The organism is Microcoleus sp. D3_18_C2 (assembly GCF_036702395.1).
Classification (GTDB): domain Bacteria; phylum Cyanobacteriota; class Cyanobacteriia; order Cyanobacteriales; family Microcoleaceae; genus Microcoleus.
Map to the genome: position 1 here is coordinate 18503 of NZ_JAUBTG010000017.1, position 17026 is coordinate 35528.

Annotated in this window: 13 protein-coding genes; 3 read left to right on the top strand and 10 right to left on the bottom strand. The window is 46.6% G+C overall.

Annotation, left to right across the window (positions count from 1 at the left end; genetic code table 11):
- Positions 1 to 124: 124 nt before the first annotated feature.
- From QUA88_RS12990 to QUA88_RS13025, 8 genes are all read right to left on the bottom strand, one after another.
- Positions 125 to 3139, bottom strand: coding sequence for a DUF5906 domain-containing protein (locus tag QUA88_RS12990; RefSeq protein WP_333055852.1), 3015 nt, complete (start codon positions 3137 to 3139; stop codon positions 125 to 127).
- 610 nt (positions 3140 to 3749) lie between these two features.
- On the bottom strand, positions 3750 to 4331 hold the full coding sequence (locus QUA88_RS12995; RefSeq protein ID WP_333055851.1) for a hypothetical protein: 582 nt from the start codon (positions 4329 to 4331) through the stop codon (positions 3750 to 3752).
- Positions 4322 to 4585, bottom strand: a complete 264-nt coding sequence (locus tag QUA88_RS13000; RefSeq protein WP_333055849.1) for a hypothetical protein — start codon at positions 4583 to 4585, stop codon at positions 4322 to 4324. Before QUA88_RS13000 ends, QUA88_RS12995 begins: the two co-directional genes overlap by 10 nt.
- On the bottom strand, positions 4585 to 4806 hold the full coding sequence (locus tag QUA88_RS13005) for a hypothetical protein (protein WP_333055848.1): 222 nt from the start codon (positions 4804 to 4806) through the stop codon (positions 4585 to 4587). The genes QUA88_RS13000 and QUA88_RS13005 overlap by 1 nt, the downstream gene beginning before the upstream one ends.
- Positions 4806 to 5315 (bottom strand): hypothetical protein, encoded by a 510-nt coding sequence (locus QUA88_RS13010; protein ID WP_333055847.1) that lies wholly within the window; start codon positions 5313 to 5315, stop codon positions 4806 to 4808. The genes QUA88_RS13005 and QUA88_RS13010 overlap by 1 nt, the downstream gene beginning before the upstream one ends.
- Positions 5312 to 6004, bottom strand: a complete 693-nt coding sequence (locus QUA88_RS13015) for a hypothetical protein (RefSeq protein WP_333272040.1) — start codon at positions 6002 to 6004, stop codon at positions 5312 to 5314. Before QUA88_RS13015 ends, QUA88_RS13010 begins: the two co-directional genes overlap by 4 nt.
- A gap of 230 nt (positions 6005 to 6234) precedes the next feature.
- Positions 6235 to 7668 (bottom strand): hypothetical protein, encoded by a 1434-nt coding sequence (locus QUA88_RS13020; RefSeq protein ID WP_333272043.1) that lies wholly within the window; start codon positions 7666 to 7668, stop codon positions 6235 to 6237.
- Between the two features lie 348 nt (positions 7669 to 8016).
- The gene (locus QUA88_RS13025) at positions 8017 to 8172 is read right to left on the bottom strand and encodes a hypothetical protein (RefSeq protein WP_333263071.1); all 156 of its coding nucleotides are present in this window, start codon (positions 8170 to 8172) and stop codon (positions 8017 to 8019) included.
- A gap of 239 nt (positions 8173 to 8411) precedes the next feature.
- On the opposite strand from QUA88_RS13025, the gene QUA88_RS13030 reads away from it, so the two are divergent.
- The 3 genes from QUA88_RS13030 (at position 8412) to QUA88_RS13040 (ending at position 12116) form a co-directional block, all read left to right on the top strand.
- A complete protein-coding gene (locus QUA88_RS13030) occupies positions 8412 to 10040 on the top strand; it encodes a site-2 protease family protein (protein ID WP_333055838.1) in 1629 nt (542 codons plus the stop codon).
- 240 nt (positions 10041 to 10280) lie between these two features.
- Positions 10281 to 11231: a PIN domain-containing protein gene (locus QUA88_RS13035; protein WP_333055836.1), complete on the top strand. Its 951-nt coding sequence runs from the start codon at positions 10281 to 10283 to the stop codon at positions 11229 to 11231.
- 228 nt (positions 11232 to 11459) lie between these two features.
- Complete coding sequence (locus tag QUA88_RS13040; protein WP_333055835.1) at positions 11460 to 12116, top strand: hypothetical protein; 657 nt, start codon at positions 11460 to 11462, stop codon at positions 12114 to 12116.
- 215 nt (positions 12117 to 12331) lie between these two features.
- On the opposite strand, the gene QUA88_RS13045 is transcribed toward QUA88_RS13040, so the two are convergent.
- On the bottom strand, positions 12332 to 15352 hold the full coding sequence (locus tag QUA88_RS13045; RefSeq protein ID WP_333210802.1) for a UPF0182 family protein: 3021 nt from the start codon (positions 15350 to 15352) through the stop codon (positions 12332 to 12334).
- Positions 15353 to 15711: 359 nt separating this feature from the next.
- Complete coding sequence (locus tag QUA88_RS13050) at positions 15712 to 17004, bottom strand: glutamyl-tRNA reductase (RefSeq protein WP_333055833.1); 1293 nt, start codon at positions 17002 to 17004, stop codon at positions 15712 to 15714.
- Positions 17005 to 17026: the final 22 nt, after the last annotated feature.

Here is a 17026-nt window from a genome sequence, read left to right on the forward strand (position 1 = left end):
ACAGTATTTGTCTACACTAACTGACAACTGTCTACACTGTCAACAATTTGTAGACAAAACTTGTAGACACGAAAATCCCCCAATTAAGGGGGATGGGATTCAGTCGTTAGTTGTCAGGCAGTGGCTAAATTTTTCCTTGGAGACGGATGAGTTCAGCAATTCGATCGCGGACTAACTCGTCTTCTCCCTCCAACCAGTCAGTGATAGTAGCAGCGCTGTATTTCCGTCCCGGAGTATTCCATCCGAACATTTGAGTAAGCAGGGCTTGTAAATGTTCAGAACGGTACTCTGGCCACCAGATTAGTGCAATGTCTCGCATTTTTTCTGCGTCCTCTGGGCTGATAACTTCAGGTACTGATGTCACTGCAGGCTCTGACTCCGGTTTTAATGGGGGCTGAGCTTGCGGAGATTGAGTGAGTATTTTGACCATTTTCTCGCGCTCGCTTTGTGGCTGATTTGAGAACCATTGCAAAAATTCTGTAAAAGGTGAAGATTCATCGCAAGGATAGCAAGGTTGTTTCTGTACAAGGGTTTCATCGCAAGTGCCATCGCAAGTCACTTGCCTTGCACCTTGCGATGAACCTTGCCATGAAACTGGCTCTATGCAAGAACCTTGCGATACTTGCGATGAATTTACAAGTTTCAAGCCAAAAATAAATTTGTGACCGTAACGCTCTTGAGTATCAACGCGCCGCTCAATCTTGGGGAATAATTCCCGCAAGCGCAAATACAAATCCTGAGACTTCTTCACTGGTGAGTCATAGGGCGATTCAGCTTCCCATGACTTTTTAGTTTTTTTACCAGAGTCGTCAATAGTCAACCACCCATTCTCCAGATACCAGTCCTCCAAGATTTTATAAAGGTCTCCAATGTAGACCTTGCCCTCTGGGTTAAATTCCAGTCCAACCTCGCGGGCAAACTGCCACAAGTGCCGACTTTCCTCTTGAGCTTCCCGCATCGCCTCACGGGTCGCCTTGTAGTCAATACCCTCAGCCAACAACAGCGGCATCCGCTCCAACATCTTGTTGAGCATCGCCGGCGCAATCCGCTCCAGAATAAAGTCTGGGTCATCCTTAAAACGCGGGTCAGCTTCTAACTCACCCTGAGACGCGACAGCGCCACGCTTGTAAGTTTTCCTAAAGCTCAAGATGCCGTAGCGGTCATCAATAGCAGCCGTCCCCCCAGTGATGGACGGTAGCTTATTGCAGTTAGCCAAAAAGATAGCTGTCGGCTTGTACTCATAGCTGTCCTTACCCTTGCGTTCAATATCGATCGGGTCGCCTGTGATGAACTGCTTAAGACTTTGGAGAGCGTCAAGACTCACATTTGAAGCATTCTCAGAAGCCCAATTACAGACACCGCCCTCAATGGTAGCCAGTGCAAATTTACGTCCACCGTCGTAAGCCTTGAAATCTGACAGCGACTTCCCGGTCATCCCCCGCCCAAAGACAGCGGCCAACACAGCTCGCAGCGTATCCTTGCCGTTAGACCCCTCGCCGTAGCACAACAAACCTTTGACTCCCTTGCCCGTCAACTTTGACCGTACCAGCTTCAAATTCAACGCAGCAGCAGCAGTCCGCAGGAATATCTCGCGCTGTGCTGGCTCAAGACACTCTAAAAGGCGATCGCAATCGGCGCTATCAACATCAGGGTCATACTTGCTCCCGACGTAGGTATAGACCTGGTTAGGGTCATGTGGCACAAGTGAGTGGGAGCCATCAGGATTAATCCTCACTACCCCGTTAGAGCAGTTCAAACCGTCAGGATTTATCTTGTTTGGGTCAACCGCATTCCGATTCACAACCCAGTTGAGAACCTCAGCGACGTTACTAGACTTGGCTCGGTTGTTAACCCAAACACCCTTTACCTTTTCCGCGTAGGTATTGAGCCAGTCACCGATACGGCGCTTTTCCTCGGACTCCGATCGCAATTCGTAGTGACTGCCGACATAGTGATAAAGCTGACCTCCAATAGATTTCCAGTGACCGCCTGAGTAAAGTGCAGCCTCTGCCTTCTGTACGAAGTTTTGCAGTGCAGTCGGCGCTGTGTCTGGGATGTAGTCGTTTATACTACTGTCATACTTCTGGCATACTACTTCTTCTCGCGTGCGCGGGTGAGGAGTTAAAGAAATATTAGGAGTTAATTCCGTTGCAGCGTTATTGACTGCTTCCTCTACCAGCCGGATGAATTCCTCGCTGTCTATGGCTTCCAAGATTTCTCGGATGTCTCCCGCATCTGGAATATCTGGGTAGATGACACGCGGGTCAACAACCACACAAGGGAACTGGATGTGACGGGCAACCAGCCAAACTTCTTGACCCTTCTTGATACCTGCGTCATCGTTATCGCGCAACACTGCAACACTGACGTTTTTGCCTGTCGCTTGCAGAGTTTCGAGCATTATCTGAATTTCGGGATGGCTCCAATTGGAACCTTGCATAGTTAGCCCTGCAATGCCGATACCCCTCGCACGGTCTACATTGTCTTCCCCTTCAAGTATCGGAACGAGAACGGGTTCACCGTCTGGTAGTGCTTCTAGTAGTTCGATAACTTCATCAATCCGATATGCTGGCCAGCGAGCATCACCCTTGCTCCAGACTTCCTTACCACTGGGGTCGATGTGAATTTGGCGGCAGGTTTTGTCACGTCCTTTTGGTTTGCTTACATCGGGCCAATCAAACCGCAAAACCTTTTGAGTGTCGCTGTAGGCGTAGGTAATCTGTGTGGCACTGTCGGGAACGCCTTTGGGAACGTATTTGGGTTGTTCGGTGCGAGGTGGCTTTCCGGGTGCAGGTAATCTCAGAAGTTTCGCGCCGATCGGAACTGGTACGGGTAGGTATTCCTTCTTTCTGGTTTTTGGCTTCTGTGCCTGTGGCGCGGGCTTGTCCTCTTTGCACTCTGCTAAAAATTCAGCCAGTGGCCGGATAGCTTCCCGAATATCAGCGGTTGAGCAAGCGCTTGTCCAGCACTGGTACTTGCCGTTCTTGGAGTTAATCCCTAAACTGTGGCCCTCGCAAACAGGGCAAATATAGTAATTTTTGGCTTTACCTGGTTCCAGTTTGTCGAGATGCTCGCGGATATCAAACTTTTTGGGGGTGCTTGAAGTTTGCTCGTTATCTGGAGTAGAATTGTCGTACATAAATTTTGCTCGCCCCTACGGCGAGTTGAATGTGGATGAATCCTCAAAACCGTTGCGAGTCAGGTACCAATTGATAGCAGCGGTTTTTTGGTGTCTAGAATTTGTTGAAAATTTAAAACAGGTGGTACCGCCCCGCTAGTTGACTAGGGGTGCGATTAAGTTGTCAGTGCGCGACACAGATATTAAGCCATTGCAAAATCTAGAGATGGGTGTCAAAGCTTTCAACAGTTGAGCCAAGAGCGTTAATTGCTTTCTTAAATCCCTGCAAACATTAAAGCTGACCCACTTGTTCGTCCGCCCTTTGTAAACCGCGCTCACCCGATACCCCCAGTGCTTAGCAACCCAGCAAAAAAAAGCTTTCCAATGGCGACGCCATTCGAGCCTGTTTTCCTTGAATTTGAGAAGCTGTCGGATATTCATTGGAACCCATTATAGATGTAGTCGGCTTGAGGTTCACTGGCTGACGGAGAAACTTGGCAAAATGTCACGAAACCTGATAGGTTTCGCAGTGGCAAAATACACCTAATAGGTTTGGGAAACATTACGGAGCATTTCGGTGAGATTCTGCGGTCGAGAGGCAGGCCATAAGCCAGCCCCCTCCCGGCTCACGTTACTCGTCACCCTTGACGAATGGGAGCAAGAATTCATACTCAGCCTTCGCGTCCCGGTAGGATTGACTACTGCCGGCTGACACTCCCCAAACTTCTTTAAGGATTTTATTCTTGCCGGTGATGCCCTTCGCGTGACATTGCAGAATCAGTTCGATTTGTTCGCGCTGTCTAGTGGATAAATTCACTACTGCGAGTTCGCCCGAATCGCCAGAAGTCTTATTCAGTAACAGTTCTAGTGATTCTCTTATCGAATCGAGTTCTGCCTCTTGTTCGTCGGTTCGTTCGTTTGTTGCCAGAATTTGTTCTGCTTCCTGTTGTCTTTGTTTCTGAGAAATGTATACGCTGGTGCTGATTTCATCCACCACATCGGCAGTGATTGCCCGCTCTTTAATTGCCTCAATCTCCCCTTGTTCGGACAGTTTGCGGGCGATATTACCCGCCGATACTGCACAAGCAATCGCAGCACACAAACTAACACCTTGCAGCGCTTTGTGAGTGTCTAGCTTTTTGTCTAGTGCTGCTAGTGGAGTCAGCCAAAGAACTACAGAGGACGCGCTTAAAACGAACAGTTTTAGCTGCATAGAAATACCCCCAAACCAATCAGCAGCATCGCTAAACCGCCGATTAAAACAGCCTGTAAGTCAGCCACTGAAACCTTGAGCAATTTACTCAGGGAGTAGTCAAGCAACCAACTTAGCCCCCAAGCAATCGCTATTGCTGTTAACAAGAATAAAACCGCTTTCATTGCCATTGGATGCAGACTCGCTATCCATCCCAGAAGGGAGAAAGCGACGCATCCGGCAACGAAGTAATTTGCCAGATACATCGCTTTCATTATTTCTTACCTCCTAGCACTGCATCCCACGGGCGAGGCTGGGGAGTCGCTACGGCGGGGGGACGGAAATCTTTCAGGGTGTAGGAATATCGGTCAACACCAAAAGGGGAATTTGAGATTTCCGCATAGTGGGAAAGCTCGAACGTGAATCCGTTAGCTCGTAAAGCTTCTACTAATTTTTTCACTTCTTTTTTGTTGCCAGCAATCCACATATATTCCATTAGCTTGCACCTCCGGTGAGCTTGGCTTTGATTGCATCAATCCGAGTGCGGGCATCGCTGTCAGCTTTATCAATCCCTAAACCCAGTCGGGCATAACCAGGGCGCAAGCTGTGCAAGTGCTTAGCCAGTCGAGTGTCTGAGCGTTTTTTACCCAGTTCATTATCAGCCACAACACCTTCATATTTGCGGTGATGGCGGTGAACTTTGGCATCGGCTTCTTCAACTTTTGCCAGCGCTTCATAGGCACGTTTAGACTGTTTTGCGCCGTCTGTTTTCTCCTTAGCTAAATCCTTCATTGCGTCCGCTTCTTCTTTGGTGAAGTAGCGCGGTGCTGGCACAACTGGAACACTACGGATGCTGGAAAAGTTACCAGGATTTAGCGGTGTGATGACACTTGCGTCGGTGCTTGCTAGAACTTTTGATTTGTCGATTGCGTGTCCGCCGTCGTTGCTGGCAGTGAGTTTTCCAGCATCAGAATTGCCGCCAAAAAGGCGTAGTTGTAAGCTCATAGTTTTGTCCCAATTTGAATGTTGATGCGAACAGGAGAGGGAAATAAATTCAGGGGATTGATTTGACGCCACATAGACATTGCCAGCACAAACACTCCCGTCGATGCGAGTATGAGTGCGATGAGTTGCCCAAGGTCAACCCAGTCTAAAAAGCTGGTGGAAGTCTGGCGAGTGAAACCGCACACGGGGAACGAACCGTCGTTAGTCCAATCTAGGGTGTCTACAGTGTCTAGCACTGTGTCTAGTGGTTTAGCCGAGGTATACAAACAGTCGGACTGCTTGCGACTGCTTGCGACAGTTTCACCTGTGTCAAGTGATCTAGCTAAGGTATACAAACAGTCGAACTGCTTGCGACTACTTGCGACTGTTTGTATAGCTTCGGGTACTGTGTCAAGCAGTTCAGACACTGTGTCTACACTGTCTACAGTCGCTGTGTCAAGCAGTTCAGGTACTGTGTCTACACTTTCTAGAACTGTGTCTAGTGGTATGTCTAGCACTGCGTCTACACTGTCTACATTCACTGTGTCAAGTGATTCACCGTCAACGAGGTACAGTTCTAGCAGCGCTTCCCATGTAGCAGTTTTGCTAAGCTTCCCGAACTGTCTGGCGTCTTCATTGGAGAAGCCACGGTCATAGGCGATCGCCCTTAATTGGTCAATGCGACGGTAGCTGACGGTAGGTTTAGTCATGGCAAAACCCCGTCAACTCAATCATTAAGAGTTGCGATCGTCCGCAAAGACAACCGTCTAAAAATGTCATAATTTATCGGCTCCAACCGTTGTACCTGAACGTTTGGGGAAGTCGTGGTTTGGCTAGCATTGCAAGTGCTCGTCAACCGCGCATCAATCTTCCTTAGTTACTCACGATTGCAGACTTCCACTTCCTTGTCAACACAGGGACTGTAAAGTTTTGTTTCAAGTTATTCGGCAAGCAACTCCATCACTTCGTGGGGCGTAATGCCGTAAATAGCGGCTAGCAGTTTGACATTTTTCACATCACTTCCTAACTGTTTAAGCACTCCAATTGCACTACCCAATGGAATAGCTTCTGTTGTGGACTGAGTTAGTAAATCAATCGTTGTCTGAGTATTGGCTCGTTTTTTATAAGTACCTTCATTCATCTGTGTTGAATGCCCCAAACTCTTAGCTCTTGTCTCCTGAGACATTCCCGCCATTTGACCGTTGAGATTTGCTAAGTGACGTAAAGCGTGGGTTTGGGTAAAGCCTTTATCCCATCTTCTTAAGATAGTTTGTGCGCGGTCACTGTATAGCCCACTAATCGTCTTTGGATTGTTTGACGATGTTCTAACATCAGGCAAGTTGCCTGACTTGATTTCTAAACATTCCATCAAGTCAGGATGAGTAGGAGGGAGCATGGGTATACACAACCTGTAGCCCGTCTTAGTCGTAGTATCTAGTAACGTCTTCTCGCCTACTACGGCAATCATTTGTTTGTTTATCGGTTCATTCAAGGCAGGAATAATAACACCATCTTTCGTCTTAAATGGCTTGTCAATATTCTGAATCGCAAAAACTTCATGAACTCGAAAGCCATACACCAACTGCATTGAGAATACCCACATCCACCGCCTACGTGATTCCAAATGGTATCGTTTGTTGTTGGGAACATCTAAAACCACTTCGCGAAGTTTTAAAAACTCATCAACCGATAAAGTTTGAAGGTCTTCACGAAATTCTGTTTGTCTACCGTCAATCTCTTTGAGCCTGCCCAATAAGTCGGCACTGTCAATAGTCTCAGCAAGCTTTTTCATGGCGCACAAGCAATTTTTAAAGCACTTGGTTCCTTGTTTTTTACCGTTAACTGCGGACAGAATATCTGTTAGGTTTACGACCCTATCTTGTGGCAACAGCTTATAGTAGTCACCGTAAACGGCACTCCAAGTACGTTGCTGACTAATACTACTCCTGTCACGTTGTTGACGGCGTTTAGTGCGTCCATCCCAGTATTCTTTCTCTACTTTTGTTATCGCCTGACCAAACGTTATCAAATCATTTTTGATGACGTTTTTATCCAAAATAACATCATCATACCAGGCTAAAAAGCGACTCTCGCTAGAGAAGGACTGTAAACCGCTAGCAACTAGATGAGCTTTCCTCAGAGCATCAGTGATACCTTGCATGGTCAAGTAGCACCCACAAGTCTTGTTGACCCGCTTGTCACCTAACTTGAATTGCAACGTTATGTAACCACCACTCGCTTTCCTGTCTCTTTTTAGCCCTACGCCCTTGGGGCATTCTTTCTGTGCTTGTTGGAAGTAGTCTAGAATCCGCTCGTAGCCAATAAGGTAGTCTGCGGTGGTACTTGCAGTGACAGGATTAGATTTTTCGCTCATCTCTCGCTCCCTACTCTGATAGTGCTGAGTTCGACTGATGTACTCAGCCTACAGCAAGTCGCTCAGTGTTCGCTCAAATCAAAAACAGGACTTTCAGAGTGGGTGCAAAAAATGGCTAGAACGACGGAAATTCGTAATTCAAGAGCGAGGCTTTGATTCAAGTCCTGCCGTACCCGTTACATAAAACCTAATAGCATCAATGCTTTGAGCCGTTCTTTCCCGAAAAGGAGAGAGCGGCTCAAACCTTATTTGTTTCGCATTTTTTTCGCATTTTGTTTCGCACAACAAATGCGAAACACTGCCTATCTGGGTCAGGTGGTATCCCGGCATCCTTTCAGCAGACACGGGTCAACTCTCCGGGCCCAATATTTCCAAGAACGTCTCCACGTCTGCCAAGTCCGCTCTGGATTTTTTACGCCGCGCTTTCAATTGGTTGAGCAAGTCAGTCGGCTCTGGGAATTCTGCGACGGTCGGAGCTGAGTTTTTATTTTCGGCGTCTGGCATCCGAAACAAATCCTTAAAAAAGCCCCACCTGCCACACTGGGCGAATCTTCATGCTTCTGACCGATCGACACTGCTACCCTTCTGGGTATAGGTTTGCTATAGCCGATGTGATATCATAAAAAGTCTATTGTGTCAATAGCCTAGCTCCTGCGATGTTCAAACAGCAACAGCAGGTTGTGGGCCGAGTAGCCCTCAGAGGTTATCCTTAGTAATCAGGCTAGTTTCCGACAGGTTTGGATATGTTCCCAACAACTCTATTTCATGTTCCCCAAAATTTAATGCTATTACTCGACCGCAGCGCGATCGACCGATTAAAGCCCCTATTGGCGCAAGCAACCGGAATGCCTATAGTTGCATCGGAAAATACGGCAACAATTGCGCTCGTATTGGTTGCTATGGGAATTCTGGGTTGGGGATTTTATCGCGCCAGACCTTTTGGCAAACTGGGAATTTTGGCTTGGTTGCAGTCTGTTGCGCTGATGAGTCCCTGGCTGCTGTTCTTTGGTTTGTTCGCCGCCGGAATTTACCTCAATCTAGTTGCGGTATTGTTGCTGCTAGTGGCATCCACGGGATTGTACATTTATCTGGGCCGGCAATTGCGTAAGGCTGCATCTGATACAGTGCTGCCGCGGCCGGATGCTGCTGAGGTAAAGTCCCAAAGCGATGCTTTCTCAGCCCCTGAGTCGCAGCGACCACCAGGCCCAGAAACGATTAAGATCGTCACCTCGTCGCCTGCGAATAATGAATCAGAAATAATTCCCGTTCCGGTGGAAGACCTCAAGGCAATTAAAGGTATCTTTGGAATTGATACTTTCTTTGCCACAGAAACGATTCCCTATCAAGATGGGGTAATTCTCAAAGGCAATCTCCGAGGAGACCCAGAACAAGTACACTCACGTTTGACGGCAAGTTTGGAAGAAAGATTAAACGATCGCTACCGCCTATTTTTAGTAGAAAATCAGGACGACAAGCCCGTAGTTATTATCTTGCCCAGCACCAACGACCCGCAGCCAACAACCGTGTCTCAAAAAATCCTAGCAGTCGTGCTGCTGCTGGCAACAATTGCTACTAGCTTAGAGACAGGCGGTTTGCTGCTAGGTTTCGATTTCTTTAACTCGCCGGCTAGATATCTAGAAGTTTTGCCAATTGCAGCCGGAATTTGGGCGGTTTTAGGCTCTGGGGAAATTGCTCGCAGAGTGCTGGCAAATCGGTACAAGGTTGGCTTGAGTTGGCCGTTTTTTATACCAACTTTGCAGATAGGTTGTTTTGGAGCGATCGACCGTTTTGAGTCGCTGCTGCCCAACCGTAAAGTTTTGTTTGACATCGCTTTTGCCGGGTCAGCGGCTGGGGGAATAGTTTCTGTGCTAATGCTGGTAACGGGTTTGCTGCTGTCTCACCCCGGCAGTTTGTTTCAAATTCCCGCAGAATTTTTCAAGGGCTCGGTTTTGGTGGGAACTTTGGCAAAAGTGGTTTTGGGTTCGGCGTTGCAGCAGCAGATTGTTGACGTTCACCCGCTGGTAGTTATCGGTTGGTTGGGCTTGGTAATAACGGCGATTAATTTGATGCCGGCGGGACAGTTGGACGGGGGTAGAATCGTGCAAGCCATCTACGGTCGGAAAATAGCCAGTCGCACTACTTTGGCGACTTTTGTGGTGCTGGCTATCGTTTCTTTAGTTAATCCTTTGGCTCTGTATTGGGCGATCGTGATTCTGATTTTACAGCGGAATCTGGAGCGACCGAGCCTCAACGAGCTGACTGAGCCTGACGATGCTCGCGCGGCTTTGGGTTTGCTAGCTTTGTTCTTGATGATTGCTGCGCTGTTGCCGTTGACTCCGGCTTTGGCTGGCCGTCTGGGAATTGGCAACTAGCAGTAGTCGGGCATCTTTGGTAATAGGCTCTTGGGTTGCGGTAAATTAGTGGAATATAGGAATTGAGCGATCGAACTGGGAACTGAAGGGCGATCGGGTTCCTAACTACTAATTTCCCATTAATACCCGCGCCCAGGGCAATTTATCTACTACCAAAAGTTGATTTTTTTATAACCCAAAATTTGTTTAAACTTGATCGATTAAGTTTAAATAACTTATCTGAGCCTATAGGATAAAGTCATGGCTAATCAACTTCCTCCTGTATTGGTAACTTTTGATGCAGATGTTTTAATGACTGGCCGAACCCAAGTTTGGCAAGAATATACGAAGGTGGGAACTTGCTATATCCCAGAAGTAGTGTACGACGAAATAGATCGTCTGACAGGGCAAGCGGTGGAAAAAGCTCAAGAGCAAGTAGCTAGAGAGTTTATGCGCTTTTTTGCCGACAGCGGTTGGATTGCAACTGACGCTCAGGAAACACACCGCGCTCTCGAACCTTCGATCAAAAATCAAAGCAAGCCAGCAATGCTGGTGGTGGCGACGGCTCAGTGCGTTTACGGTTTGGCTCAAGAACACCCGGACGCATTGGTGATTTTTGTGTCCAACAGCCAGCCTCTGCTGAAGCGGCTGGCTTCTGTAGGCGCTACGAATCTCTGCGGGATTACCGGGGCGATGCTGTTAAATTGGGCGAGGAAAGGGGAACGCCCGCCGGCGGCGACTCAGCAATTGCAAACTTTGATGCGTACCCTCGCCGAACGCAAATCGACTCAGCGCCCTAACAGCAGAATTCAGGATGCTGCTGTGGGCCAAACGGGGGCTTCTGCTAGCAAGTTAACGGGGACGCGCGGCGCTTCTGAATTGAAGTCGTCTACCAGTTTTACTAAAACTAATAAAACGGGTTTGACTGAGAAGCGCAGTGCGAGTTCCCGGCCCAAAACGCCACGGCGCAATCGCGAGGAGTCGATAGATTACGAGCCGGCTGTATATCGCATGAAACATATTACACCTCCGAAAAAAAGGGACAGCGGTTTTCTGTCTAGTGTGTTCAATTTTTTGGGAGCCTTATTTTTCTTGACGGTAGCGGTGGGTATTTTGTGGCGAGTGTTCGATGTTAGGGGTTTTAGAAAGACTTTTGTGCCGGCTCTACCGCAGCCTGTGCAACAATTTGTTAAGTCGATCGACCCTAAATAATCTAGTTTGCTGAAAATTCTACCTTCTGATGTGGCTGATTTGCACCTTGGGAAACTGGGATAGCACGCTTGGTTAACAAATCGGTTCTCTCCCCTAAATATAGCGGTAAGCTGCTCGTGGCGCACCCTACGGTTAGAATTTCTGGCCTTAGTCCGCTGGGAATTTTCAACGGCTACTATCACAACACAAGATGAACGCTCCACTTTAGTGTTCTAAAAATTCCTCGCCATGCTGAACGGGAACCAAATAATTAGTGGATTAGCACTGGCTTTTGCGGGTTTTGCGTATGCTTTAGTATTTTTTGTTCTTCTTCCCTTCAGACAATACGATTATGCAGCACCACTTGGGGCAATAGCAATGGCGATCGCCCTTACTCTAGCAATGAATTGGCTACTATCTGCATCGTTGCTAACTGGCTGGAGTTGGGTGGCGGCATTATTTGGTTTTCAGGTAGTCCTGATGTTTTTTGGTAGCGTGTTTTTGGAAGATGGGCTGTACCTGCCAAATTTGTTGTTTTTGGGAACTATGATCGTAGGATATGGGAGCGTTTATACCAGTTTTTCACAACAAAAAACACTGGTAATTGTGGGCTTATTGACGGTATTTTTCCTAGCTTTAATGTACTTATCTTTGATTGGTGGCTATGCGATCAAAGGCAAAAATCCGTTTCAGGGTTCTTCTACCCAGATGCTGCCGCTGTTGAATCAAAGGGTAGAAATTATCACCGACAATCCCAAACAATTTTATTTGAATGGTAAAACTGGCGAACTCACGCATATTGACCGTTATGAGGTGACAGTGAAACTAGATTCTGGAGGAGACGAGAGATTGATGTGGCCCTATGTCAATGTTTGGTGGCAGGATATCAAGGCTGCTAGGGAATGAGAATTAAATAACTTCCACAATAACAATTAAAATTGTAAGTTATTTAATTCGCGATCCTAGCGAACAGAAGTCGCACTAATTTATATCGTTTTCGCTGGCCTCGGAATAATAAAATAGAGTCAACACTTAACACTCAACCATTCAGTTTTCAGACCCCTAGTCAACAGTCAACAGTCAACAGTCAACAATCATGACGAGTTCAACGGAAATTGATATCATTCATTGTTTAAAGCTGGCGCTGTTCCTTCTAAAGGTCGAATAATGGCCGGTTTATTGGTAGATTGTTGCTGAAAAAGTGCCTTGAGTGCCAATTCAAGATTTTCTGCCATGACGATGCGGTTTTCGTAAACAGCAATAACTCTGACTAAAGTTGGCAAACTATTACGCTCTGCTTCTAAGTAAAGAGGTTCCACATACAGTAAAGATTGTTCAATAGGAATTACTAATAAGTTTCCTTGAATTGCTTTTGAACCCTGGCGATTCCAGAGAGATATTTGTTCGGAAATAACAGGATCTTGGTTAATTAAAGCTTCTATTTGTTCCGGGCCATAAACTAATCGCTGTTTGGGAAACAGATACAACAGCAATTTTCCGTAATTGCCACCATCCGATCGCCCTGCAATCCAAGCAATTAAATTGTTGCGGCTTACTGGTGTAAATGGCAGCAGCAAAATAAATTCTTCTGTTGTTTCCGTTGGCAGTTTCGTAATCAAATAATACGGTGCTACGGGCTGCTGTTCGCTGCCATAAATTTCATTGGGAACTCGCCACAAATCCTCCCGATTGTAAAATACTTGCGGGTCTTCCATATGATAAGTTAGCAAGCGTTCTGATTGAATGCTCAGCAAATCTACTGGATATCTGATATGTTTGCGGAGAGCCGGAGGCATTTTGTCAAGGGGTTTGAAGAGTCCGGGAAAGATAGCCATCCAACTGTTAATAATCGGATCGGAGGGATAGGCAACATAAAAGTCAACAGATCCGTTGTAGGCATCAATTACTACTTTTACAGAGTTACGTATGTAGTTAAACTCATGATTTCCCGGATCGGAATACGGATAGCGAGGACTTGCTGTATAGGCATCGATAATCCAGTAAAGATAGTTGGGAGATTTATCATTAGCGGCGGGTGCAGGTTTAATTTTGTTGCCATTGTCCTCCCTGGCTTTTTCTATATCATCATTGCTAAGATTGGCGTTGGCTACTACTAAATACGGGTCAGAATCGTAGCGCAAAAAAGGAGCGATCGCCCGGACTCTTTTATTAATATTTCGGCGGTACAGCAATTTAGTTTCTGGGGTAAAATTGCGGGTAAGCGCCATTTGCCAATTTTTGAGATAATTAGCAAACAGCCAGCGCCTCCATATAGAACCGATCGCAATTCCGCCCCTACCGCTGTAAGTATTGTAAACATTTTCTTCGCCGCTGGGATAGTCGAATTCTTTGACTTTTGTGGGCGTCATCACGTCTGTATCGGTGATTTCGCCGTAGTAAATTCGCGGGTAGCCGATCGGAATACTGGCCCGAATTCGATCGCTAGTGACTTCCAAAGCAGTCTCTCCTTTCTGGGCTGCCACTCCAATATCTTTGACAAAATAATCCGGTAAACCGCCGACACCGACTCTGTTTACGGGAGAAAGAGTAAAGCCGTAACCGTGAGTGTAAACTAGGTGTTCGTTCACCCAAGTTTGAGCATCTGGGGCAACTGCTGTGTAATCTAATTCCCGCGCTGCCAGAAACACTTGTTGACTTTCCGAATCTCCTTTTTGTGCTTTTTCCTTTTTGATTGTGTAGCGATCGATATCCGCATCAGGAAATGTATAATATGGTCTAATTTGCTGTAACTGTCGGGTCGTTTGCAGCAGCGGTCGCTTGTCCCACAGGCGGATGTTGCTAATAGTAAGTTGATTTTTTTCTAAGTCGGCATAAGTAAGTTTTCCGGCGGGATCGAATGTTTTTATTTCGATATTGTTGAGATCAAAGGCTTCTTTAGTAAAGGCAATACTGCGCTCAATGTACGGCTGTTCTCGTGCTAGTTCGTTGGGTTGAACTATGAGTTTCTGCACAATTTGTGGCAGCAGCCAACCTCCCACAAAAGTTAAAGTTACCCAGGCTAAAATAATTTTTTTTAGGACTTCATTTTTAATTTTGAATTGGTAAACCTGCCACAGCATCAAAAGTGCGATCGTCGCGGCCACAATACTCAAAAATCCATAGAAGGGCAGTCGCACTGTCACGTCAGCATAATTTGCGCCGTAAGTAACGTCTCCCCGCGAATACAGCAATGAGTAGCGCCCCAACCAGTAGCGGAATGCAACGGCTAGCATGGAAGCTGCACCCAACCCGTACAAGTGCCGCTGCTGGGATCGAGAAAACCCCAAAAATATCCCTTGACTCAGGCTATTTCCCGACAGCAAATATGTTAAAGCACTAGATACTAAACTGTACAAAAATACAACTGTCAGCCCGAATCCTAGCAAATCTAAGATTGGCAAAATAAATACATAAAAGCTAATATTTTGATGAAAAAGAGGGTCGGTCGTGTTAAAATTAATAGGGTGAAAATATTGCAAAACATTTGTCCAGCGACTGGCGACAATCAGCCCGATCGCCAAACTGAGAAAAAGGGCGATCGCCCGCAGCCAAAAATCAGGCTTAATTACCACAGCTAACATTGTCCCCAGCAGCAAGCCCAACTGCCACCAGCGAGAAAATAACTGCACGGCTATTTGCTGGATGGACTCAATTCCTAACTGCACCGGCGGTGCAGGTAAATTACCAGCTATACCCAAATAGGTGAGGCTGTTTGCAGCTAACAGCCCGCAGTGAATTACTATAAAAGTTGCGATCGAACTCAATCCGAATACCGCCAACAGCAGCCAGGAAAAGGTTATTTGGGATTTAGCAACAGGTAATTCGTAATTCTTCTCGGTATTCTTCCCCGCGTTGTTCGCCCTCAGTGAAGCGAATAGCTCCCCCACAACCGGCGATTTCATTTCCTCTGCGGGATGTTGCAGGCGGCGGGCTAAAGCCAAATTTCCCAGCAAAAAGACAGAAGAAACAGCAATTGCGATCGTCCCCAGCAACCCTTGAGTTTTCAGCTTTAACAGAAAAACCTGAAGATATCCAACTTCCTGAAACCAGAGAATTTCTGCAGCCATGCGGGAGGCAAATTCAAGAACCAGCCACAGCCCTACAATCCCTAAAATTAATTGATAAATTCGCCTATTAGTCATTACTTATTAGTCATTAGTTATTGGTTGAATGATACAGCATATTCCAGGTTGATGAAGTACAGTAGCCGCTATATTTATGTTGTGTAATTTTAATATGTAGGGTGCGGATCTGCGACCTTTTAAATAGAACTTGCAGATTAACTGGTGGCGACGCACCTTACTTACTACAATATAGTGTGTACTACATATACATGGAATATGCTGTAACTTATATCATGTTCGAGCAATTTACCTTCCCGAATGATACTTTTGCCGCCAGGGTTGGAGGCATTTTTATTCATGGTAATTGACCGGGCATAATATGACTCCTGCTTTCGGGTCAACTGACTAATGACTAATGACTAATGACCAATGACAAACTAGCTGTACTGCTGATTGACATCCACATCCAAATTAAACAGTGTTTGCAAAGTTTGCATCGCTTGCCGCCGCGCCTCAATATCCTGCTGAGCGCGTAACTGTACCATCGGATCGTGCAAAATCTTATTCACAATCCCCCTTGTTAAAGATTCAATCACATCTTGATGTTTCTCCGAAAATTCCGAACCAAGACGCGATAAAGCTTTTTCTAACTCTTGTTCCCGAATCAATTCTATCTTATCCCGCAAACAGCTAATAGTAGGAACGGTTTCCAGACTGCGCCACCAGAGATCAAAAGCCTCTACTTCCTGTTCCAGCAAGCCCTGAGCTTCCATTGCCATTTTGCGACGGGTTTCGTGATTTTGAGCTACCACTGCTTTCAAGTCGTCCACATTAAACGATCGCACATTAGTGAGTTCGTTTGCATCCGAGTCAATGTTGCGCGGCACAGAAATATCCACCAACATCAAAGGGCGATTCGGATCTAAAACCGCTTCCAATTTAGCTTTATTTAACAGTGGATCGGTAGCTGCCGTACTGGTAAAAACCAAGTCAGAACTAGCAATTACCTGCATCATTTCCGATAGCTGATACAGGTGCAGTTGAGCATCTTTAAACTGACCGGCCAACTCCAGGGCGCCCCGCACAGAGCGGTTAACGATCGAAATATGGCTAGCTCCTTTGGAGAGCAAATGCTGCACCAAAAGCCGCGACATTTTGCCAGCACCGATAATGGCAATTTTGCTGCTTGCTAAATGCTGACCCTTCATTTGAGCCAATTCTGCCGCCGCCGAACTAATCGAAACTGCACCAGTACCGATGCTAGTTTCCGTGCGAACTCGTTTCCCTGCTGTGAGAGCTTGCTTGAACAAGCGCTCTAAAATTCTGCCTACACCTTTGTACTGCTGGGCGAGTTTGTGAGTTTGTTTCACCTGAGCCAAAATTTGTCCTTCTCCGAGCACCAAACTGTCGAGGCCAGAAGCCACTCGCATCAAGTGCATCACCGCATCTTCGTGCAGCAAAATAAACAGGTGAGGGCGCAAAGACTGCAAAGGAACTTTACTGAATTCGGAAAGGAACTGAATAACCTCTCGCACACCAGGTTCCGACTCGCGGGTAACAATATAAATCTCTAAGCGGTTGCAAGTGCTGAGGATGGCAACCTCTTGAACGTGCGGGTAGCCGCGCAATTGGGCGATCGCGGCTTCAACTTTCTGTTCTGGAATGCTCAGTTTTTCGCGAACTTCTACCGGCGCTGTTTTGTGGCTGAGACCTACGACTGCAATATTCATATCTGTGATTTGTCACTATTTC

Excerpts from the sequence above, each read along its gene's own strand:
- QUA88_RS12990 (WP_333055852.1), bottom strand. The coding sequence starts at position 3,139 with ATGTACGACAATTCTACTCCAGATAACGAGCAAACTTCAAGCACCCCC.
- QUA88_RS13025 (WP_333263071.1), bottom strand. The coding sequence starts at position 8,172 with ATGCCAGACGCCGAAAATAAAAACTCAGCTCCGACCGTCGCAGAATTC.
- QUA88_RS13050 (WP_333055833.1), bottom strand. The coding sequence starts at position 17,004 with ATGAATATTGCAGTCGTAGGTCTCAGCCACAAAACAGCGCCGGTAGAA.
- QUA88_RS13015 (WP_333272040.1), bottom strand. The coding sequence starts at position 6,004 with ATGACTAAACCTACCGTCAGCTACCGTCGCATTGACCAATTAAGGGCG.
- QUA88_RS13030 (WP_333055838.1), top strand. The coding sequence starts at position 8,412 with ATGTTCCCAACAACTCTATTTCATGTTCCCCAAAATTTAATGCTATTA.
- QUA88_RS13045 (WP_333210802.1), bottom strand. The coding sequence starts at position 15,352 with ATGACTAATAGGCGAATTTATCAATTAATTTTAGGGATTGTAGGGCTG.
- QUA88_RS13020 (WP_333272043.1), bottom strand. The coding sequence starts at position 7,668 with ATGAGCGAAAAATCTAATCCTGTCACTGCAAGTACCACCGCAGACTAC.
- QUA88_RS13010 (WP_333055847.1), bottom strand. The coding sequence starts at position 5,315 with ATGAGCTTACAACTACGCCTTTTTGGCGGCAATTCTGATGCTGGAAAA.
- QUA88_RS13005 (WP_333055848.1), bottom strand. The coding sequence starts at position 4,806 with ATGGAATATATGTGGATTGCTGGCAACAAAAAAGAAGTGAAAAAATTA.
- QUA88_RS13040 (WP_333055835.1), top strand. The coding sequence starts at position 11,460 with ATGCTGAACGGGAACCAAATAATTAGTGGATTAGCACTGGCTTTTGCG.
- QUA88_RS13035 (WP_333055836.1), top strand. The coding sequence starts at position 10,281 with ATGGCTAATCAACTTCCTCCTGTATTGGTAACTTTTGATGCAGATGTT.
- QUA88_RS13000 (WP_333055849.1), bottom strand. The coding sequence starts at position 4,585 with ATGAAAGCGATGTATCTGGCAAATTACTTCGTTGCCGGATGCGTCGCT.
- QUA88_RS12995 (WP_333055851.1), bottom strand. The coding sequence starts at position 4,331 with ATGCAGCTAAAACTGTTCGTTTTAAGCGCGTCCTCTGTAGTTCTTTGG.